Genomic DNA, 23,146 nt, shown 5'->3' with positions numbered 1-23,146 from the left:
TAAAGTAACCGAATTGAAAAGACGGCGGACTCAAGGTACAATCGCTCGTAAGGGAGGGATTGGATAATGTTGCAAACGTTTACGTTTCCGCGCAGAAAACCGCAGGAGCTGGGTATCGCTCCGGATGCGATCGGCGCTTTTCTTCAGGCGGTGGAATATAACGGGATAGAAATGCACAGCTTCATGATTGTACGCCATGGCGCGGTTGCCGCCGAAGGAGCGTGGGCTCCTTATGCATTGAACCGTCCGCATATGCTGTTTTCGCTGAGCAAAAGCTTCTCCTCGACGGCCATCGGCTTTGCCGTGCAGGAAGGGCGGCTGACGGTCGACGACCTCGTGATCGACCTTTTTCCGGAATATGTAACCGAGGCGATCGCCGCCAATATGTCCGGGCTGCGGTTACGCCATCTGCTGTCGATGTCGACCGGTCACGATGTGGAGACGGGCGCGATTCAGCGGCAGCAGCCGGAAGGCGATTTTGTCAAGGCGTTTCTCGAAACGCCGATCGCGTTTACGCCCGGCACGCATTTTCTGTACAACAGCGGCGCCAGCTACATGCTGTCGGCGATCATAACGAAGCTGACCGGACAAACGCTCGTCGATTATTTGAAGCCGCGCCTGTTCGATCCGCTCGGGATTGCGCACACCGAATGGGATACGTGTCCGCTGGGGCGGAACATCGGCGCGTCCGGCCTTCAAACGACGAACGAAGCGATCGCCAAGTTCGGCCAGCTGTATTTGCAGAAAGGGATGTGGAACGGCCGGCGGCTTCTGTCCGAAGCTTGGGTGGAGGAAGCGAGCGCGGCCCATATCCCCACCAGCGAGCCCGAAAAAGAAGGCGAGAACGATTGGGCGTGCGGCTACGGCTACCAGTTCTGGCGGTGCAAATATCGGGGGGCCTACCGCGGAGACGGCGCTTTCGGCCAAATGTCGATCGTACTGCCGGAGCAGGACGCGGTGATCGCCCTTCTCAGCGGCACGGACAAGATGGGACAAATTTTCGAGCTGGTCTGGGAGCATTTGCTGCCGGGCTTCCGAATGGATGCGGGGGCCGACGTTCATGCGGACGATTCGGCGCTGCAGCGTCAAATCGCGGCCCTTGTGTATCCGCCGCAGTCCGGGCGGCCGGTGACCGCAGCGGCGGCGGAAGTATCCGGCAAAACGTTTCGGCTGGAACCGAATGCGAAAGCGGCTGTCAGCGTTTCGTATACGTTCGAAGACGGGATTTGCGTGTTCAAGCTGAAGGATGACCGGGGCGAGCACGCTGTGCGCTGCGGGATCGGCTCATGGATGATAGGCGAGACGCTCGCGGCCGAGAACGAATGGGTTCAGCCGATCGGCAAACCGTGGACGGTCGCCGCCAGCGGCGCCTGGAAGGATGAGACGACCTTCGTCATGTCGTGGCGTTTTATCGAGACGACCTTTACGTATACAATAACGTCTCAATTTGAAGGAGAGCGGCTGAGCCTGCATTTCGAGCGGAATCTGACGTTTAATCCTTTCGATATGCCGCCGATCGAGGGCAGGGCGGAGCCGGAGCGGCAATAGGCGGGCAAGCCGATACCGCGAAGCGATAAGCGAAGGCGGGAGCATTGCCGGCATGAAGCCGGTCCTTAGCTCGGGCGCTGGAAGCGAAAACGACGACGGCAAAAGTACGAAACCGGTTCCTATCAAAAGGCGCTGATTGCAGGGGAGGCACCGACTCATAACAAAAGGCGCCGATTGCACGGGAAGCAATCGGCGCCTTTTCGCTGTCTCTTGCTTTATTTCCATGCCTGCGGATGATTGTCGCTGACAAAATCGAAGCTTGCCGCACGCGCGTTCGTTTCCACCTGCTCCGGGCTTTTGCAGCCGGGGATGACGCAGGTGACGGCGGGGTGTTTCAGGCACCAGGCAAGCGCCCATTCCGCCATATTGGCTCCTTCCGGTACCTCGGTCTTGCGAATATCCTCCACTCTGCGCAGCTTCTCGGCGGTCTGCTCCTTGTCGTGTCGCGAGCGGACGTCGTTCGCGGCAAATTCGGCGCCGGGCTTATATTTTCCGCTCAAATAACCGCTTGCCAGCGGCACGCGGGCCAGCACGCCGAGATCCTGGTCGATGCAGGAGGGGAACACGCGGTTTTCCGGCGTTACATCTAACCGGTTGTACACGACCTGGATCGCTTTGGCGTTCCGCTCCGTCGCCTGCGCCGTCTGATGCAGATTGTCGTTGCTGCCGATCGAGATGCCGAGATTGCGGATTTTTCCTGCCTGCACCTGCTTGTCCAGCGCCGTCCACAGCTCGTCGTTATCGAACACCTCGTCCGGGCCGGAGTGGAATTGGTACAGGTCGACATAATCGGTCCGCAGCGATTTCAACGAATCGTCCAGCTGCTTCAGTACCTCGGCGGCCGACCAATAGTTGACCGTGGTCGAGTTGCGGTCCGCATGGTTGTGGCCGAACTTGGTGGCGATGACCCATTGATCGCGGCTTTTGGTCCGGTCGATGTAGCTGCCGATGAAGCTTTCCGACAGATGATGACCATAGCACTCCGCCGTGTCGAGCAGGTTGATGCCCTCTTCCTTCGCCTTGTCCAGAATGGCATCGACTTCATCTTGGGTAAAATCTTTGCCCCATGCGCCGCCAAACTGCCAGGTGCCTACGCCGACGACCGATACTTTCAGCTCCGTCTTGCCAAGTCTCCGGTATTTCACGTTTCCAGCTCCCTTCTTTGTGACGCTTGCATTCGCAACCATTATAGAAAAGGGGGAGACCGGGGGCAAGACGTGAAATGGACTTGCGTTACTTACATTTATTTCAGTACTATTTCTTCCAGTGCCCTGGCGGTATAATTAGAATTGGACTGTAAATCTATCAAAACGGCAGGAGGGAACACGAGATGGAACGCAGAAAATACGGCAATACGGACATGGAAGTGAGCGTGCTCGGTTTTGGCGGGGCGGAAATCGGCTTTCAGCAGGCGACGCCGCAGCAGGTCGAGAAGCTGCTCGGCAGTGCGCTCGATGCCGGTTTGAACGTCATCGATACCGCCGAATGCTATAATATCAGCGAAGAGCTCATCGGTCAGACGGTCGGACACCGCCGGGACGATTTTTATTTGTTTACCAAATGCGGACATGCTTCCGGCTTCGATTTGCCCGACTGGACTCCCGCAATGCTGGAGCAATCCATCGACCGCAGCCTGAAACGGCTGAAAACGGAATTTGTCGATGTTATTCATCTGCACGGCTGCAGCGAAGAGCTGCTTCGCCGGGGTGAAGTCATCGAAGTGCTGCAGCGCGCCAAAGAGCAGGGGAAAACGCGTTATATCGGATACAGCGGTGACCATAAAGCCGCGCTGTACGCCATCGAATGCGGGGCGTTCGATTCGCTGGAAACGTCCGTCAGCATCGCCGACCAGGAAGCGATCGAACTGACGATTCCCGAAGCGGCGAAGCGCGGCATGGGCGTCGTCGTGAAGCGGCCGATCGCCAACGCGGCTTGGAAAACGGGCTCGAAGCCCGAAAACGCTTACGCTCATACCTATTGGGACCGCCTGAGCGAGCTGAAATACGATTTTCTGCAGGCCGATTTGAAGGAATCGGTCGGTACGGCGCTTCGTTTTACGCTTTCGGTCCCCGGCGTTCAAACGGCGATTGTCGGTACGGCCAATCCGGACCGCTGGCTCGAGAACGCGAAGCTGCTGGAAGGCGGCCCGCTGCCTCAGGAGCTGTATAATGCCATTCGCGCCCGCTGGAAGGAAGTGGCGGCAGCCGAGTGGGTCGGACAAGGATAACGCTTTATCGGATCTCGCAATCATAGTGCTATTGAAGCCGCTCTCTCGTTCGGGAGAGCGGCTTTTTGCCGCCATGTGGTAAGGTGAAGACTTGCTAAAGCATATATGGAGAAGGATTTTTGCCAGTAGGAGTAAAACATGCTGCCTATTGCTGCAGTTGTTCTTCTTCGGCCGTTTTCACGAAACTGATCCTGCCGATCCGCCAGCGGATGCTTTCAGGTCCATTTGCTCATCTCCGTAAATTCATTCAGTAAAATTGAATTTAAAGTTCGTTTCTTTCAATTATACAAAACCGGCGGTGTGCTTTAAACTGATCTGGGGAACGAAAATTCGAAGCAAGGAGCGATGAAGGATGATCGAATTACAAGGAAAAGCGGCGCTGGTGACGGGCGGCGGGACCGGCATCGGAAGAGAAGTCAGCCTGCTGCTGGCGAAACGGGGAGCGGCGGTTGCCGTTAACTATTCGCGTTCCAGGACCGAGGCGGAGGAAACGGTCCGGATGATCGAGTCCGAGGGCGGCCGGGCAATCGCCATCCAGGCGGATGTATCCAAGAACGAAGAAGTGAAAGCGATGACGGCTTCGGTCGCCGAACAATTCGGCACGATTGATTTCCTGGTTAACAATGCCAGCATTACCCGACATATCGAGCTCGGCGATTTGGATGCGGCGGAGGGGGACGTTTGGGACGAACTGTACAATGTGAACGTCAAAGGGATGTTTTTCTGCGCGCGGGCCGCTGCTGCTTACATGAAAGGCAGCAAAAACGGAGCGATCGTCAATGTCGGCAGTATCGCAGGGAGTACGGGAGTCGGCTCATCGATGCCGTACGCCGTATCCAAAGCGGCGGTGCACGGGCTGACGAAATCGCTGGCGCATGCGCTCGCTCCGGAAATCCGGGTCAACTGCGTCGCTCCGGGCGCGGTGGCCACCAGATGGTGGGCGGGACGGGAGGAGAATATGGGCCGGCTCACCGGCAGCATACCGCTGCAGCGCATTTCGACCGCCAACGATATCGCCGCGCTTATTGTTGCGATTCTAGAGCAGGAATCGATGACGGGTCAAATCGTGACGGCCGACTGCGGTCAGACGATGTAAAGGTTCCCTGAAACGATTTAGAAACATAATTATATTTATGTTAACTAAATAGGATCTGCCAGTTTTAGGGTGAGGCCTCGTAAAATGTCTTTTATCTTACACTACATAATTAACATTATGTAAACTGAAGCTCTGTACAAGCGTACAGAGCTTTTTTGCGCTGCGTTCATTTTTGCGTAAACGGTTCTCGAAAAAGAAGAATAGATGATATGATTCAGTTCGAGACCCTATTTCGACAAGGAGGCCGCAATGATTGATCAAGCGAAAGAAAGCTTCACATCGTTCCATGACCCTGAAGCGCAGAATTATGATCATTTTTTTGTCCAGCTCGTTCGTTCCGTTCGTCTGTATCGCCCTGATTTCGTATTACGCTATCTATTCCATCCTGACGAACAAAATTCATGCCGGCATTCAGAGCAATCTGAGGCAGGTGGAGCTGTCGCTCGAAGGCTCGATCAACAACCTGAATCATGTTTCGCAGCAATTGGCGATCGGAGGCTCGGTCGGCAACAATCTCGATCTGCTGCTGTCGACGAACCAGCCGTTCCAGAAATCGGTCATCCGCGACGATATCAAGCGGGATTTGAACCTCAGCCTGTTCGCCAACCCGAATATCGGACTGACGATGTATTATTTCGCGGACGACGGGACGTACGATTTCGAGTCGCTTCCGGTCAAAGACCATTTTTCACCCAAAAAGCTGCCGCTGCTGGCACAATATTACATGATCGATTATTACGGTCCGCACATCAGCGAAAGCCGGTTCGACAATCAATACGTGCTATCCGCGCTGCGGAAGGTCAATTTGCCCGAACGCGACGATGTATACGTATACATCGAATCGGGATTTCAGCTGACGCAGAGCATCCTCGACAATGCGCAGTTCGGAAGCGGCGGCATTCATCTGTTCCTGGACAATAACGGACGGATCGCTTACAGCGACAACCAGGACGTCTTCAAAATCGACAGTTATTTCCCGGAAACGGCGGAGAACGTCCATTCCGGCACATTCAAAGGGTATTACTGGTTCCGTGAAGTAAGCAATCAAGGCTGGAGCGTCGTTTCCGTCATTCCGAAAGCCGATTACAATCGGGAAATCAACCGATGGCTGAAGGAGATCAGCCTGATCGCGCTGTTTTTTCTGGTTGTCAGCTTTGTTCTTGCCTGGCTGCTCTGGAAAATGGTGTACAAGCCGTTGACGAAATTTAACGGGGAAATGAAGCGTTTGACGCAAAGCGAAGCGCAGTTCGCGCCGGCTGCCGTCATCCAGACCGCCGCCACGCGGATTCCCGAATTCGATTATTTGCTGTATCAATTTCATGAGATGAAGAAGCAAATTTGGAATTTATTTCGCGAAGTGGAGCAAAAGGAAAAACGCCGGGTCGATCTGGAGGTGGAAAAGCTGCTGTACCAGATCAATCCGCATTTCCTGATGAATACGCTCGATACGGTGCATTGGCTCGCCGTCATGAACGGCCAGGACGAAATCGACCGGCTCGTGTCGTCGCTCAACAAGCTGCTTCATTATAACCTGGGCAAGCTGGGGCAGGTTTCGACGATCCGGGAGGAAATCGGCGCCCTGCAGGAATATTTGGCGCTGCAGCAGGTCCGTTACGATTTTCATTTCGATGTGCGAATCCATGTGGACGAAGAAGTGCTGCAGCTGAAGGTGCCCCGGTTCATCCTGCAGCCGCTTGTCGAGAATGCGCTGTATCACGGGCTGCGGGACGACGGCTGCATTCAGGTCGATGTCAGGCTGGAGGAACGGATCGAAATATCCATTCGCGACAACGGCGCGGGCATGACGGAAGAGGCGGTCCGCAAGCTGTTGGACAGCGGGCAGGTCGAGCACGAGCGGGTCGGGATGGGAATCGGCATGAATTACGTGAAACGCATGATCGACGCGCAGTATGGCAGCCGTGCCGAGCTCGTCATCGAAAGCGCGGTCGGTCAAGGAACGACCGTTTTTTTAAGGCTTCCAACCGATTATGAAGGAGGAATTCGCGGATGAAGGATGTTTTGGTGGTTGAAGACGACAAATTGGTGCGGATGGGTATCATTTCGGCCGTTCCCTGGCACGATTACGGCATGCGTATTGTCGGCGAAGCGAAAAACGGAGCGAAAGCGATGGAGTTTCTCGAAACCCGTCAGGTCGATTTAATCTTGACCGACCTGGCCATGCCGGTGATGTCGGGCATTGAGCTGATGCGCGAGGTTCGGGTGCGGTACCCGGACATCCTGTTTATCGTGCTGACGATGCACCAGGATTTCGAATACATCCAGGAAGCGCTTCGGCTCGGCGCGATCGATTATATCGCCAAAGTCGAGCTCGAGAAGGACAAGTTTGAAACGATTCTGGCCCGCATCGTGAAAAGAATGGAGGAGCGAACCGCCGGGTTTAAGCAGGAACGCAAGCCGGATGCGCCGGAACGATTAACGGCCGGCGAAATTTTCGCCTGCGTCAGGCTGGACCGTTCCGAGAAAACGGCGCCGATGCCTGAATCGGTCGCGAATCTGGCGGCGGAGCTTGGAATCGACGCTCTCGAAGCCGGACCCGGGCTTTGGCTTTGGATTCCGCAGCCGGAGGCGAGCATGGCCCAACAGCTGAAGGAGCGATTATCCGGCATGTCCGGCTTCGCTTTGATCCGATTGCATGGACTGGCGGAAATGCACCTGGAGGAAGCGAAGCGCCGGCTGCGCGATTACGTGGAGAACGATTTTTTCTATGATTATGTTCCGCTGCAGCCGGTCAGTATTGTGGATCTTCGTCAATCGGAACGAGAGGCAGGCGATGATGACAATCTTTCGCAGCTGCGTAACGAATGGCTCTCCCGCGAGTGGATTTACAGCTTCCCGCTGTTTCAGCGTCTGATCGGAGAGCTGAAAGCGATGCGCCTGCCGCAGCCGAGACTGCTGGGACTGCTTTACTCGCTGTCCGACGAGTGGAATCGGCGGTTTTCCGCCGTCGAAGGAGCCGTAATCGAAGCACCGGAACGGCTCGATTATTGGTACCAGGCAGAGGAATGGCTCGCGCATATCCGCGATGCGGCCATACGGTCGGTTGACCGACATACGTATTCCGAGGAAGTAACGCTATGCGTTATGAAAGCCGTCGCGATTTTGCACGAAGAGCTGGATCGTCCGATCACGGCGGGCGAAACGGCGCGAAGGGTCAACATGAGCCGCAGCTATTTCAGCCAATGCTTCCGGGATGTTACGGGCCGGACGTTCAACGATTATGTAAGACATATCCGGATCGACAAAGCCAGGGAGCTGCTGCTCTATTCGAATAAAACGGTGCAATGGATCGCCGAGCATACCGGTTACCGGGACGAGAAATATTTCAGCCGGCTGTTCCGGGAAGAAACCGGCATGCTGCCAAGCGAATACCGGCAGTCGGGCAGAAAAGGAGAGAATTGTTCGCCCAAGGGGTAGACAAATGATCGGAACCGGGCGACAGATCGATGCGCAACTGCGAACATCGCCCCCACTGCTTTTGAAACGGCTATCTATCTAAAGCTTCGCTAAGAATATGGTACGTTTTGGATGCGGCAAAATGAAAAGGAAGGCAGGGACGAAAATGCGTTATGTGAAAATCAGTGTTATGGCTGCAGTCGCGGCATCTCTTGTATTCGTAAGCGCTTGCAGCGACAAGTCTTCCGGCGGCTCTTCGGAGGCAAGCTCGGGAAACGGTTCAAATTCGGGAAGCGGGGGACAGACAAACAGCGGGAAGCCGGGGGATCCGTTCGGCAAATACGATCAGACCGTTACGATCAAGATCGGGCAGGCCGTCGATCCGACTGACAAAAGTCTGCCCGCCGGCGATACGCCGGCCAACAATCAGTATACGCGCTACGTGAAGGACAACCTCAATATCGACACGCAGGTCGCTTGGCAGGCGGCTACCGGAACGAACTACGATCAAAAGGTCAACCTGTCGATCGCCAGCAACGACCTTCCGGATGCGATGGTCGTCAACGACGCCCAGCTGCGGCAGATGGCCAAAGCGGGCGAGCTGCAGGACTTGTCGGATGCCTACAACAATTATGCGTCCGAGCCGCTGAAAAAAATTATCGACTCGACGAACGGCGTGGCGATGAAATCCGTTACGTTCGACGGCAAAATGCTCGCGCTGCCGAACGTAACGGTTCAGGCGGACGGCATTCACGAGATGTGGATCCGCAAGGATTGGCTGGACAAGCTGCACCTTCAGCCGCCGAAAACAATGGACGATCTCGAGAAAGTGGCAAAAGCGTTCGTTGAGCAGGACCCGGACGGCGACGGCAAAGCGGATACGATCGGCATCGTCGGTCCGCAAAGCGGCGGTCATATGTACGCGACCTTCCTGCTGTCGACGAACAACTTATACGGCTTCGACCCGATTTTCGCGGCTTACGACTCCTATCCGGGCTTCTGGCTGAAAGGGGACGATGGTAAGCCGGTATACGGATCCATTCAGCCGCAAACGAAGGAAGCGCTTGCGAAGCTGCGCGACCTGTATGCCAAAGGACTGATCGACCAGCAGACCGGCGTACGCAAGGATTCCTCCGAGCCGATCATCAGCGGCCAGGCGGGTATTTTCTTCGGGCCCTGGTGGATGGGCTACGGTCCGCTCGGCAACGCGGTCAAGAACGATCCGAAAGCGAACTGGCAGGCTTATGCGCTGCCGCTTGACGGGAACGGTCAATTCAGTCCGCATGTCGGCACGCCTTCGAGCCAATTCCTCGTTGTCCGCAAAGGTTACGAGCATCCGGAAGCGGCGATTAAAATGGAGAACCTGCTGCTGCGCGACGAATCCAAGTTCGACGTCAGCGTCGCCATCGGCAACTATCCGCTGCGTATCGTTTATGCGCCGAACGATGAAACCGAATTTACGGTGAAAGCGCTCCGCGAGGTGCTGGCCGGCACGAAGAAGCCGGAAGATTTCGCGAACAATCCGGAATACAAGCTGCTGAATAACGATGTGAATACGGTCAAAAAAGTCAAGCTGCAGCCGTACGACAAAATGGATATTCAGTATTGGAAGCCGACGGCGGATTGGGGCGTGTGGAACCGGATGTATTCGCTGCTCGTCGGCGATGCGCCGATCGTCGATCAGCCGATGAACAAGGTGCCGAGCCTGATTTATTCCCAGACGAAAACGATGGAAAGCCGCTGGGCAAACCTTCAGAAGATGGAAGACGAGACGTTCCTGAAGATCATTTTGGGAGCCGCACCTTTGGACGATTTCGACAAGTTCGTCAAGGACTGGAAAGCGCAGGGCGGCGAACGGATTACAGACGAGGTTGCGGAGGAAGCGAAGCAATAGGAAATCGCGGGCGCCGGAGGAGCAAACTCCGGCGCGCTGCCGCTTATCCGGCAATCGCTTCAGGAGAGGAGAGGAAGCATGCAAAACAAAGGGTTCGCCAAACATTATTACCTCATGCTGCTGCCGGGATTTGTCTGGCTTGCGATCTTCAGCATCGTGCCGATGTTCGGGCTGGTCATCGCCTTTCAGGATTACAATCCCGGCGTCGGCGTGTTTCATTCCGACTGGATAGGGTTCGATAATTTCAGCTACATGTTTTCGCTGAACGACAGTAGGACCATTTTCTTCAATACGATCTTCATCGCCGTCTTGAAAATTATTGCCAACCTGATCGTGCCGCTCGTGTTCGCCTTGATGCTGAACGAGCTGCGGATTACGGTATTTAAACGCTGGATCCAGACGATCGTTTATTTGCCTCATTTTCTGTCATGGGTCATTCTGGCCGGCATTCTGCTCGATATTTTATCCTATACCGGTCCGGTCAACCAGGTGCTGTCGCTGTTCGGGGTGAAGCCGATCCTATTCTTCGCCAAAGCGTCGTGGTTTCCCGGCATCGTCGTCGGCAGCGACGTGTGGAAGGAGTTCGGGTTTAACACGATCATTTATTTGGCGGCGCTCACCGGAATCAACCCGTCGCTTTACGAAGCGGCAGCGGTCGACGGCGCGACGCGGCTGCAGCGGCTGCGAAACGTAACGCTGCCCGGCATTTCCGCAACGATCGTGCTGCTGGCCGCACTCAGTCTCGGCAACGTGCTGAATGCGAATTTCGATCAAATTTTCAACCTGTACAATCCGCTTGTCTACTCGACCGGCGATATTATCGATACGTGGGTGTACCGCACGGGCCTGCTTAATCTGCAGTACGGCCTCGCGACCGCCGTGGGCCTGCTCAAGTCCGTGGTCAGTTTCCTCCTGATTACGCTGTCCTATATTCTGGCGTCCAAATTCGCCAATTACCGAATTTTCTAACGTAAAAGGAGCATCGTTATGGTCAGAGAAAAAACGTTCGGCTCCCAGGCGTTTGACGTGCTGCTGATCGTCCTGCTGTCGCTGATTGCGCTGGTCTGCATTTTGCCGATCTGGTACACGCTGGCCGTTTCGCTCAGCCAGAAAACGGCGGCCGCCGCCGGTCTCGTGCATTTGTGGCCGGTCGGTTTTAATTTCAATTCGTACAATGAAATCATGGGCGACCGCAAATTTTTTCATGCTTTCGGCATCTCCATCGAGCGGGTGCTGCTTGGCGCCTCGATCTCCTTCATTGTGACGGTGCTGATGGCGTATCCGCTGTCCAAAAACACGCGCGATTTCCGCATGCGCAACGCGATCATGTGGATTCTCGTATTCTGCATGCTGTTCAACGGCGGCCTCATCCCGTGGTACGAAACCGTCAAATCGATCGGGCTGATCAATTCGATTTGGGGGCTGGTGCTGGCCAATTCCGTCCCGTTCTTCAACGTGATTCTGGTCGTCAACTATTTCCGCAATTTGCCGAAGGAACTGGAGGAAGCCGCGCTGGTCGACGGCGCCGGTCCCTGGTATATTTTGTTCAGGCTGTTCGTCCCGCTGTCCGTTCCGGTGCTTGCGACGGTCACGCTGTTTATGATCGTGTATCATTGGAACGAGTTTTTCAACGGACTGGTGCTCACGTCAACCGTCGACCATTACCCGCTGCAAACGTACATTCAACAGCTGGTGGTCGTGATCGATACGCAAAACATGACGGAGGATCAGCTCAGGAAGCTGAGCGAGCTGTCCAACCAAACGCTGAACGCCGCAAAAATCTTTATCGCGATGATACCCGTGCTGGTTGTTTACCCGTTTCTGCAGCGCTTCTTCATCCACGGAATCACGCTCGGTTCGGTTAAGGAATAACCGAATTTCCGAGAAAACTGCATAGGAGATAGGGGAGCCGCATCGTGCGGCTTTCCTTGTTTTATGGAGGATTACCGCGGTCTGGTCGTTGTGTTTCTTCATTAATATATGGAACGCTTAAACGAAATTATCGAAACGAACGAGCTCAGGTGTACGGCCGCCTGCCGCCAGGCAATCTGCTGCCGCCTGAATCCGAAACCACAGGGGGGGGAAGGGAGAGGAAGCGGCCGGTATAAATTTTATAGTACATATATTCAATATCATTAAATAATAATTTATTCACTACTATTCAGTGTATAGGACTCAATTTATAATGAAGGAGTTATGGCGCGAATTCATACCAAGGAGGGCAACATCATGGCAAAAGTGGTTGTAACCGGCGGAAGCGGCATGCTGGGCAAATGGGTGGTCAAGCATTTTGTCGAGCAGGGGTACGATGTGGTGAATGCGGACGTGAAGCGCCCGGAGGAACAGCTGTGCCCGACGCTGGTCGTCGATTTGAACAATTTGGGCGAGGCTTACGGCGTGCTCGCCGGTGCGGATGCCGTCGTTCATTTGGCAGCGGTTCCAGCGGCCCATATTGTGCCGAGTGAAGTGACTTTCCGGAATAACGTCATGTCGACGTACAACATTTTGGAAGCGGCTGCAGGACTCGGTATCCGAAAAGCGGTCATCGCTTCGAGCGAATCGTCGTACGGCATCGTGTTCGCGGTTAACCGGTTCGGCCCGCAGTATGTGCCGGTAGACGAAGATCATCCGCAGCTGCCGCAGGACAGCTACGGCTTATCCAAAGTCGTGAACGAGAAGACGGCGGACATGTTTCATGAGCGGACAGGCATGCAGATCGTTTCTTTCCGGATCGGCAACGTCATCCCGCCGGAGCGGTACGAGCGATTCCCGTCGTTCATCCACGATTCCAAACAGCGCGACCGTATCCTGTGGAGCTATGTCGATACCCGGGATATCGCGGAAGCATGCCGGCTTGCCATCGAGGCCGAGGGACTTGGATCCGTTGCGATCAACTTGGCTGCGGACGATACCAGCATGGCGATCTCGAGCCGCGAGCTGCTGGCTGCACAGTTCCCGGAGGTAACGGATTTCCGTGCGCCGCTTGACGGATTCGAGACGATTTTAAGCAATGCGCGAGCGAAAAAGCTGCTGGGCTGGCAGCCCAAGCATGCATGGCGCAGCTATGTAAAACAAGACTGAGTTTTAACCGTAAGTGAGATCGTTGCCCTTCAATCCGGCTTCAGTACGGATCGAAGGGCATTTTTAAATGGGGATTGCAATTCGATTCCAAACAGCGCGACCGTATCCTGTGGAGCTATGTCGATACCCGGGATATCGCGGAAGCATGCCGGCTTGCCATCGAGGCCGAGGGACTTGGATCCGTTGCGATCAACTTGGCTGCGGACGATACCAGCATGGCGATCTCGAGCCGCGAGCTGCTGGCTGCACAGTTCCCGGAGGTAACGGATTTCCGTGCGCCGCTTGACGGATTCGAGACGATTTTAAGCAATGCGCGAGCGAAAAAGCTGCTGGGCTGGCAGCCCAAGCATGCATGGCGCAGCTATGTAAAACAAGACTGAGTTTTAACCGTAAGTGAGATCGTTGCCCTTCAATCCGGCTTCAGTACGGATCGAAGGGCATTTTTAAATGGGGATTGCAATTCTTAACTGTAACTATTATAATTACAGTAACAAAACGACAGGCGGTGAGGGCAATGAAATTTCAGATTGGCGATTGGGTAAAAGGAAACACGCATCAAGGCGAATTGGTACACGGATACATCGGCACATTGAATACGGCCAAACATACGGTAGGCGTTCACGTTGTGGCCTCGGATCATGAAGCCGCCATCGGTCAGCTGGTCGAAATTCAGGACCAATCGGTTAGTAAACTGGCCGACGCGCCGCTCGATCAAGAGGAACAGTTCAATAGTTTAATCGATCTTGCGCTGGCTACACGGGACGAACCATGGTTTAACGAGCTTACCGCACAACTGATTTCCCTGCGCGGGCAGCAAGCAAAACGTTCCGCTAACGCCAATCGGCAGCGCAGCACGTCAATCAACAATCGATTGGGTCGTTTGGGTCACGGAACGGTATGAACGTGAACAAAGATGAGCAGGATTATTGAAAATCCTTTTCCAATATAATGGAGAGGGATTTTATTTTTTGTCTGGAGTTTTTTATATAGAACTGCACAAAACCCGTATTTTGTACATATGTCGTTTTGTTCTAAGCCATGAAAAAACCGACGCATTCCTGGAATTCGGATACGTCGGCTTGCCTTCTATCTGTACAGGGAGTCTGTTGCATTATCGTAACGTATCTCCTCGGACTGAACTTTCGTATCATCCCTTTGCGGGTGTTCCGTCGATTGTTCAAATTCGGGAAAGTTTTGCTGTTCGATTTCAGGGCTGTCGGGTTGCTTGATTTCCGACTCGCGATCCGGCATATCGGATCACCTCCTATACAAATTGGTTGAACTCTTTGAGTTTAGAATGCCACAGCGAATGGAAGTTATTCATGCTCGTACCAAATTCCCATAAACTGGCTTCGGCGCATGTGAATCGGCCAGTCACAGCGGGGCTATTAAATAAGCCGATTAATTTATTTGAAAAAACAAGGGATAATTTCCTTCCACCCATTCACTTATTTTACTTTGTGCTGCAGCGCCTCAGGCAGCGATTCCTCGGGCGGTAATGAAGCGATACGAAGCAACAGCTGTACATCATTCGCTACAGGATAGCGCCTAAGTCCTCCTTTTTTTCGAAATTTATAAGTTTTCCCTCCGTTGGAGAACACCTTGGAAATATCGTCTGACATTTGATTCCAGCTTCCATCATTTGATCGATCTAACTTTACGGAAACTTTCGTCTCCCCCATTTGTCTCTGATAAACCGAATCCTTACTCCGGATTGTGACCGTTCGATCAACATATCTCTAATCAGGTTTCCCACCTGACCGTTTCGATATATCCATATCAATGATTTTTTCGCCTTCTGCGGGGATTCTGGAGCTTCGCATAGGTTTCAATGCCGTTCATTAGAATTTGGACGCGGCTTTTACTCAGCCTGTGCACACTCATTTTCCGCTGTGTTTGTGCACCGGGTTTGCAAGGATGAGATACGAAGCAAGCCAATTATGCCGGAATTCTGAATCGGCGGGTCGACTCCCGCAACGCCGAACATGGGATCGTTCAGGAGAGCCGCGCCGGCAGTCCAGCCAAAGCGTCGCATGGTGAATGAGCTTGATTTTCATAAGATGCACCTCTTCTCGGGTAAATAATCTGTTACTCTGACCTTGGTAGCATGTTCGTCGGCGACATCCTGCGCTCTCATTGGTGTACGTCCGGCTATGGGTGTCATTTAGGGTGTAAGCCCAACGGGGCTGGGAAAGCCTAACGCAGCCAAGGGAAATGGCTGCCGCAGCCGGACGAGTCACCTTGCCAAGACGAAAGCCGAAGCCGCCGATGTCTGTAGCAGTAAACTTTGGCGGTCGCGGGGTACTTGACTTTGGTAAATCAATTCATATCATGAGATTTTTTACCTGCTGCAAATGTGATTGCCGCGTTGGCCACACGGTTACCTAAGATTTCTCCTAACGCGAGACCCTTCCCAAAAAGCGACTGACTAAGCGCATCATCGGTATCTTCAACTGGAGATGTAACCCCTACTCCATAATAACTGCCGTATAGCGCATTCTCTGGAATATTGGCCGGCAAGCCGACAATCATCATGCCTTGATGCAGCATCGGCGTAATCAGGTTAAGCAAGGTTGCTTCGTTACCGCCATGTATGGATGCCGTTGTGCAGAATACAGCACCGATTTTATCAACTAATGTCCCATTTGCCCATAAATATCCGAGCCTATCGATCCATTCTTTTAATCCGGAGCTAATCGTGCCGAAGTGTCCGGGACATCCCCAGACAATCGCATCCATCTGTTCAAGATCTCTGACATTTGCCTTTTTGACGTGATTAATGAAAACCTCTGCCCCTTCTACACGTTCAGCCCCTTTGGCAATGGATCGGGCAAGTTGTTCCGTATGACCCGCTTCGCTATCGTAAACAATATAAATTTTCATGTTTAATCTCCTCTCTTTAATGGGCATTCAAGCGCGATTCCTCACTCGTTTTCATTTAGAGGTCCCGTCAATTTCTTAAGCGTCTCCCGGTATCCTTTATCGTTCATTTCTTCCTCTTTGTGTGTATCCTTGAGAGCGGTACCCTTTAACTTAAGAAGTGCCTTCCGATAATCTATATCGTTAAAATGCTTATCGTCATTCGCGGGTTGAGGTGTCTTTAAAAATCCTCTGATGGCATTGCGAAATTCACCGTCCGCGCTGTGCCGGTCCGTGTACTCCTGGTTTTCCGCTCGTTTCGGTATCGGCGCCACACCACTCTCTTCCGACACCTTAACCGGTTCCTGCACCGCATCCTCTTGAGGTTTCACCTTGCGGATGAAGAACGCCAGGACGAGTGCGGCGACAGTCACCCAAGTCGCGACGACGAAGGACTGATTGATGCCGTAGATGGTGGCTTGCTGCGTGACTTCGCCCATTTTGGCGGCATCGTTCGGATCGATCTGGCCTGCAATAATTAGATCCTTGGCGTGCGCGGACGCTTTGTTAGTCATAACCGTGACGAGCAGGGCCGTACCGAGCGCGCCGGATACGTTCCGCAGCGTCTGGGACATCGCCGAGCCGTGCGCGTTCAGGCGGCGCGGCAGCTGGTTGAGGCCGGCGGTCTGGATCGGCATCATCAGCATGGACAACCCGAACATCCGAGCCGAATAGACGATCATCATGTGGGCATACGTCGTGGTTGCTTCCAAATGACTGAATTCGTACGTGGTGAAGGTCGTGATGGCGAGTCCGATGACGGCGAGCCAACGTGCTCCGATCTTGTCAAACACTATGCCCGTGATCGGCGACATGATGCCCATCAGAATCGCGCCCGGCAGCAGCAGCAAACCGGATTCGAGGGGCGTGAAGTGCCGAATGTTCTGAAGGAAGATCGGCAGCAGGATCATGCCGGAAAACATCACCATCGTGATGATGACATTGATCAGCGACGTGAGCGAGAACATGGAATACTTGAACACGCGCATTTCAAGCAGCGGGGTCTTCACCAAGATCGAACGCGCGATGAACAGGATGAGCGCGAGGGCGCCGACGCCCAGGCAGACGATGACTTCGGTCGTGTCCCAGCCCTTGGCGCCCGCTTCGCTGAACCCATACAGCAGGCTGCCAAAGCCGAGGGTCGACGCGATAACGCTCAGAATATCGAGCTTCGGTCTGGAGGTCTTGATGACGTCCTTCATAAAGAAGGCGCCGAAAATAACGGCGATGATGGCGAGCGGCAGCACGATGTAAAACAGCACGTGCCAGTCGTAGTTCTCGACGATCCACCCGGAGAGCGTCGGACCGACCGCCGGCGCGAAAATCATCGCGACGCCCATGAGTCCCATCGCTTTCCCGCGTTCCTCGACGGGGAAGATTGTAAGCGCGACGACGGTCATGAGCGGCATAAGGATGCCGGCGCCAACGGCCTGCACGAGGCGACCGGTCAGCAGGACGCTGAAATCGCCGGAGACGGCGCAAACGATCGTGCCGACTGCGAATACAGATGAAGCCGTAAGAAACAGCTTCCGGGTCGTAAACCGGTTGACGAGGAAGGCGCTGATCGGCACGAGCACCCCGTTTGCCAGCAGATAGCCGTTGGACAGCCACTGGATCGTGCTTTCTCCTACGTTAAGATCCACCATCATTTTCGGCAGCGCGACGTTAAGCACGGTCTGGCTTAACAGTGCCACGAACGCGGCAATGAGCAAGGAGGCCATGATCGGCCATGTGCGCAATTTATTGGATATCATAGTAGTCATGGCTAAGCCTCCTCTCTGGATTTTCTTAGAATGCGTAAAACGACTTGCTGAATGCGCTCGATCTCCCCCAGGTCATACCTGTGTTCTCCTGGTCAATTAAGCCTCAATTATTAATGACGGCAATGCGGCGCTAATAAGCCATACCATCAAAGGAAATGAGATTCATGCCGAAATGGCATTCAAGGTAATTTTGTGTCTCGAGTAACCCACACTGAATTTCGTCGTCATTGTACTATTGTACCCCCGTTAGCATAATAACTCGCGTATTTTAATCCCATCGGCCTTGTATAAAAGTTCTTGGCCTAATACCGGCTCTGTATAGAAGTTCTTATCTTGAACTCCCTCGGTTCGATTCAGTTTTCTCACGAATGCTCGTTTATTCGCAGGATCTCCCCAATGGATAAATCGTTATTCGGATAGAAGAGGGGATGTACCGTCAAATTCAGCAACCGAAGCGCATGCGGGAACAGAAGGGGCGAGTTTTCGCTCCTTTTTTACGGCTCTGTTGCACGCTGCTCCACGTACCTCCGGAGGCTTTCACTCCCATTTCTCGACGGGTCGATGCCCTTTCATTCCTTCGTTACGCCTATCCGGTGGGTGGAGGCCGGTTATCCTAACGGTACGGGTCCATGCCCTTTTGTTCAACGCAATCCGGTACTCCGTGCAGTCTTGAGATCCCGCGAATAAGCCAGTATTCGTGCGAATTGAGAAGCGGTTAAGCAGATTGTTTCATAGGAAGAGCTCGATCCGGTTCGTAAGCTTCGCCGCTCTTTGCCATGGCAACCAGAAGGCGTGCCAACTTGCCGCAAAGCTTCATAACCGAGCGCATTGGCTTCATACCTTTTGTCTTCACATTCACTTCGTGCTGTCGTTTAAACGATACATCGTTCATGATGAGGGCCATGGTTGCCATGAACAGGGCATGCCGAAGCCGTGGTCGGCCACGTTTGCTGATGGACATCTGGCCTTTCCATTTGCCTGAACTCGCTTCAGCCAGGTTGAGGCCGGCATGCCGTAGCAACGCATTGCCATGTGCATAGCCGCTGAGGTCGCCAGCTTCACCGAGAATGCCGGCGACAGACAAGATGCTGCTTAGCCAGTGGGATCCGGGCCAGTGCGGCCGTCACTTCATCTTCGATGACCTGCAACTGCTCCATGGTCAAATCATATTCGGCCAGCAGTTGTTGCAGATGAAGCTTGTAGGCTTTCTCTGCATGCTTGGCGCCGACCGAGCGAGCTGAAAGAGCCAGCAGCTCGCGAGCTCTTCGTTCACCACTGTGGCGCTTCATGACCGTTTTCCAGCCGTCGACTACCTGTTGAACGGTGAGTTTTTGAAGATCGGCAGGCGTAGGAAAGAGACGCAATGTGGCAAGCGATCCGGAGCCCATGAGGTGTTTGTATACCTGCCGCAGCTCCGGAAACACCATGTCGACCCAGCGGTGGATTTGGTTTTTCACGCTGACGAGACGATGGACGATGGTCTCCCGATTTGCCATGAGCACGCGCAGCTCCATGAACACTTCACTGGTGTCTTTGATGGAGGTGTAGTAGCCATTTTTCACCATGTCGGCGATAACCAAGGCATCCTTGACGTCGCTTTTTGAAGGCGTGTTGTCGCGGTTCTCCTTGTTCTTTTTGACCAAATGAGGGTTTACCAACACTACCTCGAGGCTCCGGTCCTTGAGCCAGGCAGCTAGACTGAGCCAGTAGTGGCCGGTTGGTTCCATGCCGATGATGGTGTCGCTTAGCTGGTGCGTTTCCTGCAGATCTTTTATCCACTGCAGCAGTTGGCCGAAGCCGGCATCGTCGTTGGAGAAGTGAAGCGGAGTGCCGAGTAGGATTCCGCGAAAGTTGACGGCACGAGCAACGTGGGACTGCTGGGCGATGTCGATACCGATGACAATGTGCTGGGTTGAAATGCGTTCAAGCAGTTGATTTTGTTTGGCTTGGGCTTTAAACTTCAAGATAGAGCGACCTCCTTAAGATGGCTAAAGGGCTATGACCCATGACTACCCCATCGTACCGGAGGCGCTCGTTTTTGTGCAAAGCGCAAAATTAACGCTCTACAGGAATCCTAACGAATAAGAACTTCTTACACAATAAATAAAAGCCGCATTTTATTTATGCGACTTTTTATGTATAATAAAAATGTTCTTGTCTTCTGACACTTTTCATTGAAGTTGTTCGAGAACCTTATCGGGATGAGAATTGGTTTCCACTTCGGAAAAAATGCTCTCCTTGTCAGGTGCGGACTGCGTTTTAATCTGCGGGAAATAAGCTTTTAGCAGTTTTTCCAAATCCCCCTTAGTTAGGGGTTTAGCGTCAGAATACAGGTCATAACCAAGGTCGCCGTTACTTTCGATTGTACCTGATTCCACATCTTCGATACGCGAGATCCCTGCAATACGCAGCCGCTTTTCCAAGTCGTCAACAGACATTCGGAGCTTGCGTAGGTTCTGAATAACCAGTTTCCCTTCTTGTATGATAGGCACTGCTTTTCCTTTCAAGATCGTCTCCGCTCGATTCCAATGTAAAGTTACCCACTCGACAGCAATCAGGAACACAATAAACGTACCCAACGCTAAAATCGTCTTCGCCATCCCCTTGCCGCTCACCTCAGTGCCGATCACAGTTCCAATGCTCAGTAAAATTACAAACTGCTGTGCCGTCATCTGTGAAATCGATTTTCGCCCACTTATCCTTAAAAACAAGGTACCGACACATGCCAAAAGAATTGAGCTCCAAATAATGGACCACATCTTTACCCCTCCAACTGTTATATCGCTTTTCGCTTTGTTAGAAAGCATTCCCTAACAGTGGAAAATAATAATAAAAATGGTGGCTTTGAAAAAAGATCGGGACAACAAGGATGATCGTTTCCCCCTTGGCCCGCAGATCGGTTCGCTATACGCATAATCGTGTACGCCTCCTTAAGCGTTTGACGAAGATATGACTTCAGTCTAAACTATGAAGTACACTCTAAGGTAAGCATTTGGAGGTATGTAATCATATGAAAATTCAAGAATTAGTCGACTTGATGAGTTTAACACCCCACGCCATTCGTTTTTATGAGAAAGAAGGCTTGCTTGACAGCAGGCATGTTCAGCGAGAGAAGAATAATTACCGCAACTACTCAGACGAAGCAAACTGAGCGGTTAAAGCTGATTAAGAAATTTCAAGGCATCGGCTGTTCGTTAACTGAGCTGAAGACGATTTTGCAGGATCACGATACGAACGCACGTACGAACCAAGTTTATGGCATAGAAGTCGTTAACAGTAAACAACGTCTCTTGGCCATTCCGCCTGTTGAAACCCAAAGACTAGTTGAGTTATACTATGCACAAGCGAGTTGATGCTCATGCGCAAATCAAAACCTTTAGTCGCCGGCCGGGTATCAATTTCTGGTCGTCGTCCTGTTATTCGTCCACTCAAATGATGGAATCATGGCTGTTCCGATCTCGAATGATCAACGTGTGGATGCAGATGCAGAAATGAAGGATTTTATTAATCGTCATAATCAAAAAACAAAATTTTTGAAAAAATAGAGTTCCTATATTCTAAGGTTATTAAAGAGCCCAGTTACTATGGGCTCTTTTTCTGGATGCGAGATTTTCCCCCTGGCGGCGTTTGCCGATCAGCTCCTCTGCCCCATTCCATCCCTTCAATTTCGAGGCTTACGCCAACGCATGTTCATGAATCTTCCCTCTCGTGTTTTGATCCATGCTTTCATTAGCGATCAGTAGGAAATCCGTTTGATTGTGACGAATATTGTCATCCTAGTCCCCTAAGGTCTTTTTATATTCATATCCAGCCCCTGTTGTATCCAGGACTTCAACTTGATTGTCAGATCCTCCCCTCTAGTCGGGCCTATAGCCGTTTCCGTTTGCCATTCGCCAGGCTTCTCGTCCGCCGCGGCTTCGCGCGGGCGCAATTTACAGGTTTGAAGGGGTGTAGACATCCTCCGGCCGCAGCGCATTGAGTAACGGCAGCTCTTCGCGGTACCGCCGGACATTTTCGCATATGATGTCCAGCGACCGCCCCGTACGGTCGGGAACCTGCGGCGTGGTGTGCGGCGTAATCAGCGTGCGCGGCGCATCCCACAACGGGCTATCCGGGGGAAGCGGCTCCTGCGAAAAGGTATCCAGTCCGGCGCCGCCCAGCTTGCCGGCGCGCAGGGCGGACAGTAGCGCGGCTTCATCGACCACCGCTCCGCGGGCCATGTTGATGATGCAGGCCGAAGGCTTCATCAGCGCCAGCTCCCGCTCGCCGATGAGATGATGCGTCGCATTGGACAGAGGAAGGGCGAGCACGACAAAATCGCACTCGGGCAGCATGTCCTCCAGTCCCTCCCCCCTCTCCTGAAAGAACAGGCGGTCGACTCCCGACGGAGGCGTACCGGCGCTTCGCCGATAACCGAGCACCCGCATGCCCATCGCCTTCGCGCGAACCGCCAGCTCCGTCCCGATATGGCCCATGCCGGCAATGCCAACCGTCCTACCGTACAACCCCCTCAGCTTATCCTGCTCCGGAATGCCCCACCTGCGGGCCCGCTGCGCGTCGAGAAACTCCGGATACCGGTACGCCAGAGCCAACATGAAGAATAGGGCGTGCTCCGCCAATACCGGCGCCGACCGTCCCGCGGAGCTCGTAACCTGCAGACCGCGATCGAACAGCTCGGGCCAGGCACACTTATTCAGTCCCGCATGATCGCAATGAACCCATCGAAGCTGCGGCGCATTCAGAAACCGCTCATCCAGATCGCCGCTCAGAACGGCCGCATCGGCGCGCTCCAGCGCCGCCGCTATTCCCGGCGAGTCGTCTTGAAGGAGCCGGATAATCTCCGCCGGCTCGAAGGCTTGGCGGAGCCTCTCCCAATGCTTATCCTCATACCGCACCGTTGTCAGGACGACATTAATAGATCTCATGTCTATTCCCTCCGACTGTAAATGGATTTTGACTCCAACCGTTTACCGTCAACTATAACGGCTCCACGATCCGGCGCGGTATAGTCAATTTGTGACTTTCGCGCCCAGCATCCATAATCGGCCAGGCGCCGCCGATCATTCGCCGCGAGACGCGCTCGACCCGACTGCGAACCGCATCTCGTCGGTAGGTTCGCCCGACCCGGACAATTATTGACTTGGTCCGCGGAAAGCCTGTTTTTTTGCGGAAGTCATAGGAAGTCCATTGAAGGCCGCACGGTT

Annotated in this window: 19 protein-coding genes and 1 pseudogene; 12 read left to right on the top strand and 8 right to left on the bottom strand. The window is 53.5% G+C overall.

What is annotated here, in order from left to right:
* Positions 1 to 66 precede the first annotated feature (66 nt).
* Positions 67 to 1,548: a serine hydrolase domain-containing protein gene (locus PD282_RS14120; protein ID WP_274651310.1), complete on the top strand. Its 1,482-nt coding sequence runs from the start codon at positions 67 to 69 to the stop codon at positions 1,546 to 1,548.
* A 215-nt stretch (positions 1,549 to 1,763) separates the two neighbouring features.
* Here PD282_RS14120 and PD282_RS14115 read toward each other — a convergent pair whose 3' ends face one another.
* The gene (locus PD282_RS14115) at positions 1,764 to 2,693 is read right to left on the bottom strand and encodes an aldo/keto reductase (RefSeq protein ID WP_274651309.1); all 930 of its coding nucleotides are present in this window, start codon (positions 2,691 to 2,693) and stop codon (positions 1,764 to 1,766) included.
* A gap of 185 nt (positions 2,694 to 2,878) precedes the next feature.
* On the opposite strand from PD282_RS14115, the gene PD282_RS14110 reads away from it, so the two are divergent.
* The 10 genes from PD282_RS14110 (at position 2,879) to PD282_RS14065 (ending at position 14,161) form a co-directional block, all read left to right on the top strand.
* Complete coding sequence (locus tag PD282_RS14110; RefSeq protein ID WP_274651308.1) at positions 2,879 to 3,775, top strand: aldo/keto reductase; 897 nt, start codon at positions 2,879 to 2,881, stop codon at positions 3,773 to 3,775.
* 355 nt (positions 3,776 to 4,130) lie between these two features.
* Positions 4,131 to 4,871 (top strand): SDR family NAD(P)-dependent oxidoreductase, encoded by a 741-nt coding sequence (locus PD282_RS14105; protein ID WP_274655221.1) that lies wholly within the window; start codon positions 4,131 to 4,133, stop codon positions 4,869 to 4,871.
* Positions 4,872 to 5,157: 286 nt separating this feature from the next.
* Positions 5,158 to 6,882: a sensor histidine kinase gene (locus PD282_RS14100; RefSeq protein ID WP_274655219.1), complete on the top strand. Its 1,725-nt coding sequence runs from the start codon at positions 5,158 to 5,160 to the stop codon at positions 6,880 to 6,882.
* The gene (locus PD282_RS14095; RefSeq protein ID WP_274651307.1) at positions 6,879 to 8,306 is read left to right on the top strand and encodes a helix-turn-helix domain-containing protein; all 1,428 of its coding nucleotides are present in this window, start codon (positions 6,879 to 6,881) and stop codon (positions 8,304 to 8,306) included. Before PD282_RS14100 ends, PD282_RS14095 begins: the two co-directional genes overlap by 4 nt.
* Before the next feature lie 121 nt (positions 8,307 to 8,427).
* Complete coding sequence (locus PD282_RS14090) at positions 8,428 to 10,179, top strand: extracellular solute-binding protein (protein ID WP_420832295.1); 1,752 nt, start codon at positions 8,428 to 8,430, stop codon at positions 10,177 to 10,179.
* A gap of 78 nt (positions 10,180 to 10,257) precedes the next feature.
* Entirely contained in the window at positions 10,258 to 11,148 is an 891-nt protein-coding gene (locus PD282_RS14085) for an ABC transporter permease (RefSeq protein ID WP_274651306.1), read from the top strand.
* Positions 11,149 to 11,166: 18 nt separating this feature from the next.
* A complete protein-coding gene (locus PD282_RS14080) occupies positions 11,167 to 12,051 on the top strand; it encodes a carbohydrate ABC transporter permease (protein WP_274651305.1) in 885 nt (294 codons plus the stop codon).
* 357 nt (positions 12,052 to 12,408) lie between these two features.
* A complete protein-coding gene (locus tag PD282_RS14075; RefSeq protein ID WP_274651304.1) occupies positions 12,409 to 13,260 on the top strand; it encodes an NAD-dependent epimerase/dehydratase family protein in 852 nt (283 codons plus the stop codon).
* A gap of 74 nt (positions 13,261 to 13,334) precedes the next feature.
* A complete protein-coding gene (locus PD282_RS14070; RefSeq protein WP_338045191.1) occupies positions 13,335 to 13,640 on the top strand; it encodes an NAD-dependent epimerase/dehydratase family protein in 306 nt (101 codons plus the stop codon).
* 134 nt (positions 13,641 to 13,774) lie between these two features.
* The gene (locus PD282_RS14065; protein WP_274651303.1) at positions 13,775 to 14,161 is read left to right on the top strand and encodes an IDEAL domain-containing protein; all 387 of its coding nucleotides are present in this window, start codon (positions 13,775 to 13,777) and stop codon (positions 14,159 to 14,161) included.
* A gap of 185 nt (positions 14,162 to 14,346) precedes the next feature.
* Here PD282_RS14065 and PD282_RS14060 read toward each other — a convergent pair whose 3' ends face one another.
* The 6 genes and pseudogenes from PD282_RS14060 to PD282_RS14035 all read right to left on the bottom strand — a co-directional run bounded on the left by PD282_RS14060 (position 14,347) and on the right by PD282_RS14035 (position 20,701).
* Positions 14,347 to 14,511, bottom strand: a complete 165-nt coding sequence (locus PD282_RS14060; RefSeq protein ID WP_274651302.1) for a hypothetical protein — start codon at positions 14,509 to 14,511, stop codon at positions 14,347 to 14,349.
* 197 nt (positions 14,512 to 14,708) lie between these two features.
* Positions 14,709 to 14,882 (bottom strand): hypothetical protein, encoded by a 174-nt coding sequence (locus tag PD282_RS14055; RefSeq protein ID WP_274651301.1) that lies wholly within the window; start codon positions 14,880 to 14,882, stop codon positions 14,709 to 14,711.
* A gap of 697 nt (positions 14,883 to 15,579) precedes the next feature.
* A complete protein-coding gene (locus tag PD282_RS14050; RefSeq protein ID WP_274651300.1) occupies positions 15,580 to 16,143 on the bottom strand; it encodes an NAD(P)H-dependent oxidoreductase in 564 nt (187 codons plus the stop codon).
* A gap of 41 nt (positions 16,144 to 16,184) precedes the next feature.
* Positions 16,185 to 17,942 carry a DHA2 family efflux MFS transporter permease subunit gene (locus PD282_RS14045; RefSeq protein WP_274651299.1) on the bottom strand — a complete coding sequence of 586 codons (1,758 nt, stop codon included), beginning with the start codon at positions 17,940 to 17,942 and terminating at the stop codon, positions 16,185 to 16,187.
* A 715-nt stretch (positions 17,943 to 18,657) separates the two neighbouring features.
* Positions 18,658 to 19,906, bottom strand: a pseudogene (locus PD282_RS14040) (IS110 family RNA-guided transposase).
* Positions 19,907 to 20,113: 207 nt separating this feature from the next.
* On the bottom strand, positions 20,114 to 20,701 hold the full coding sequence (locus tag PD282_RS14035) for a DUF421 domain-containing protein (protein ID WP_274651298.1): 588 nt from the start codon (positions 20,699 to 20,701) through the stop codon (positions 20,114 to 20,116).
* A 251-nt stretch (positions 20,702 to 20,952) separates the two neighbouring features.
* Here PD282_RS14035 and PD282_RS14030 point away from each other — a divergent pair, with 251 nt between their 5' ends.
* A complete protein-coding gene (locus PD282_RS14030) occupies positions 20,953 to 21,093 on the top strand; it encodes a MerR family DNA-binding transcriptional regulator (RefSeq protein ID WP_274651297.1) in 141 nt (46 codons plus the stop codon).
* A gap of 781 nt (positions 21,094 to 21,874) precedes the next feature.
* Here PD282_RS14030 and PD282_RS14025 read toward each other — a convergent pair.
* Positions 21,875 to 22,867, bottom strand: a complete 993-nt coding sequence (locus PD282_RS14025) for a D-2-hydroxyacid dehydrogenase (RefSeq protein WP_274651296.1) — start codon at positions 22,865 to 22,867, stop codon at positions 21,875 to 21,877.
* Positions 22,868 to 23,146 lie beyond the last annotated feature (279 nt).

Source organism: Paenibacillus humicola, assembly GCF_028826105.1.
Taxonomy (GTDB): domain Bacteria; phylum Bacillota; class Bacilli; order Paenibacillales; family Paenibacillaceae; genus Paenibacillus_Z; species Paenibacillus_Z humicola.
This window is presented reverse-complemented; position numbering and strand designations above follow the sequence as displayed.

What these genes read in the sequence shown, in the direction of transcription:
- PD282_RS14120 (WP_274651310.1), top strand. Translation starts at nt 67, where the DNA reads ATGTTGCAAACGTTTACGTTTCCGCGCAGAAAACCGCAGGAGCTGGGT.
- PD282_RS14110 (WP_274651308.1), top strand. Translation starts at nt 2,879, where the DNA reads ATGGAACGCAGAAAATACGGCAATACGGACATGGAAGTGAGCGTGCTC.
- PD282_RS14100 (WP_274655219.1), top strand. Translation starts at nt 5,158, where the DNA reads ATGACCCTGAAGCGCAGAATTATGATCATTTTTTTGTCCAGCTCGTTC.
- PD282_RS14095 (WP_274651307.1), top strand. Translation starts at nt 6,879, where the DNA reads ATGAAGGATGTTTTGGTGGTTGAAGACGACAAATTGGTGCGGATGGGT.
- PD282_RS14090 (WP_420832295.1), top strand. Translation starts at nt 8,428, where the DNA reads ATGAAAAGGAAGGCAGGGACGAAAATGCGTTATGTGAAAATCAGTGTT.
- PD282_RS14085 (WP_274651306.1), top strand. Translation starts at nt 10,258, where the DNA reads ATGCAAAACAAAGGGTTCGCCAAACATTATTACCTCATGCTGCTGCCG.
- PD282_RS14080 (WP_274651305.1), top strand. Translation starts at nt 11,167, where the DNA reads ATGGTCAGAGAAAAAACGTTCGGCTCCCAGGCGTTTGACGTGCTGCTG.
- PD282_RS14075 (WP_274651304.1), top strand. Translation starts at nt 12,409, where the DNA reads ATGGCAAAAGTGGTTGTAACCGGCGGAAGCGGCATGCTGGGCAAATGG.
- PD282_RS14065 (WP_274651303.1), top strand. Translation starts at nt 13,775, where the DNA reads ATGAAATTTCAGATTGGCGATTGGGTAAAAGGAAACACGCATCAAGGC.
- PD282_RS14060 (WP_274651302.1), bottom strand. Translation starts at nt 14,511, where the DNA reads ATGCCGGATCGCGAGTCGGAAATCAAGCAACCCGACAGCCCTGAAATC.
- PD282_RS14055 (WP_274651301.1), bottom strand. Translation starts at nt 14,882, where the DNA reads ATGTCAGACGATATTTCCAAGGTGTTCTCCAACGGAGGGAAAACTTAT.
- PD282_RS14050 (WP_274651300.1), bottom strand. Translation starts at nt 16,143, where the DNA reads ATGAAAATTTATATTGTTTACGATAGCGAAGCGGGTCATACGGAACAA.
- PD282_RS14045 (WP_274651299.1), bottom strand. Translation starts at nt 17,942, where the DNA reads ATGACTACTATGATATCCAATAAATTGCGCACATGGCCGATCATGGCC.
- PD282_RS14035 (WP_274651298.1), bottom strand. Translation starts at nt 20,701, where the DNA reads ATGTGGTCCATTATTTGGAGCTCAATTCTTTTGGCATGTGTCGGTACC.
- PD282_RS14030 (WP_274651297.1), top strand. Translation starts at nt 20,953, where the DNA reads ATGAAAATTCAAGAATTAGTCGACTTGATGAGTTTAACACCCCACGCC.
- PD282_RS14025 (WP_274651296.1), bottom strand. Translation starts at nt 22,867, where the DNA reads ATGAGATCTATTAATGTCGTCCTGACAACGGTGCGGTATGAGGATAAG.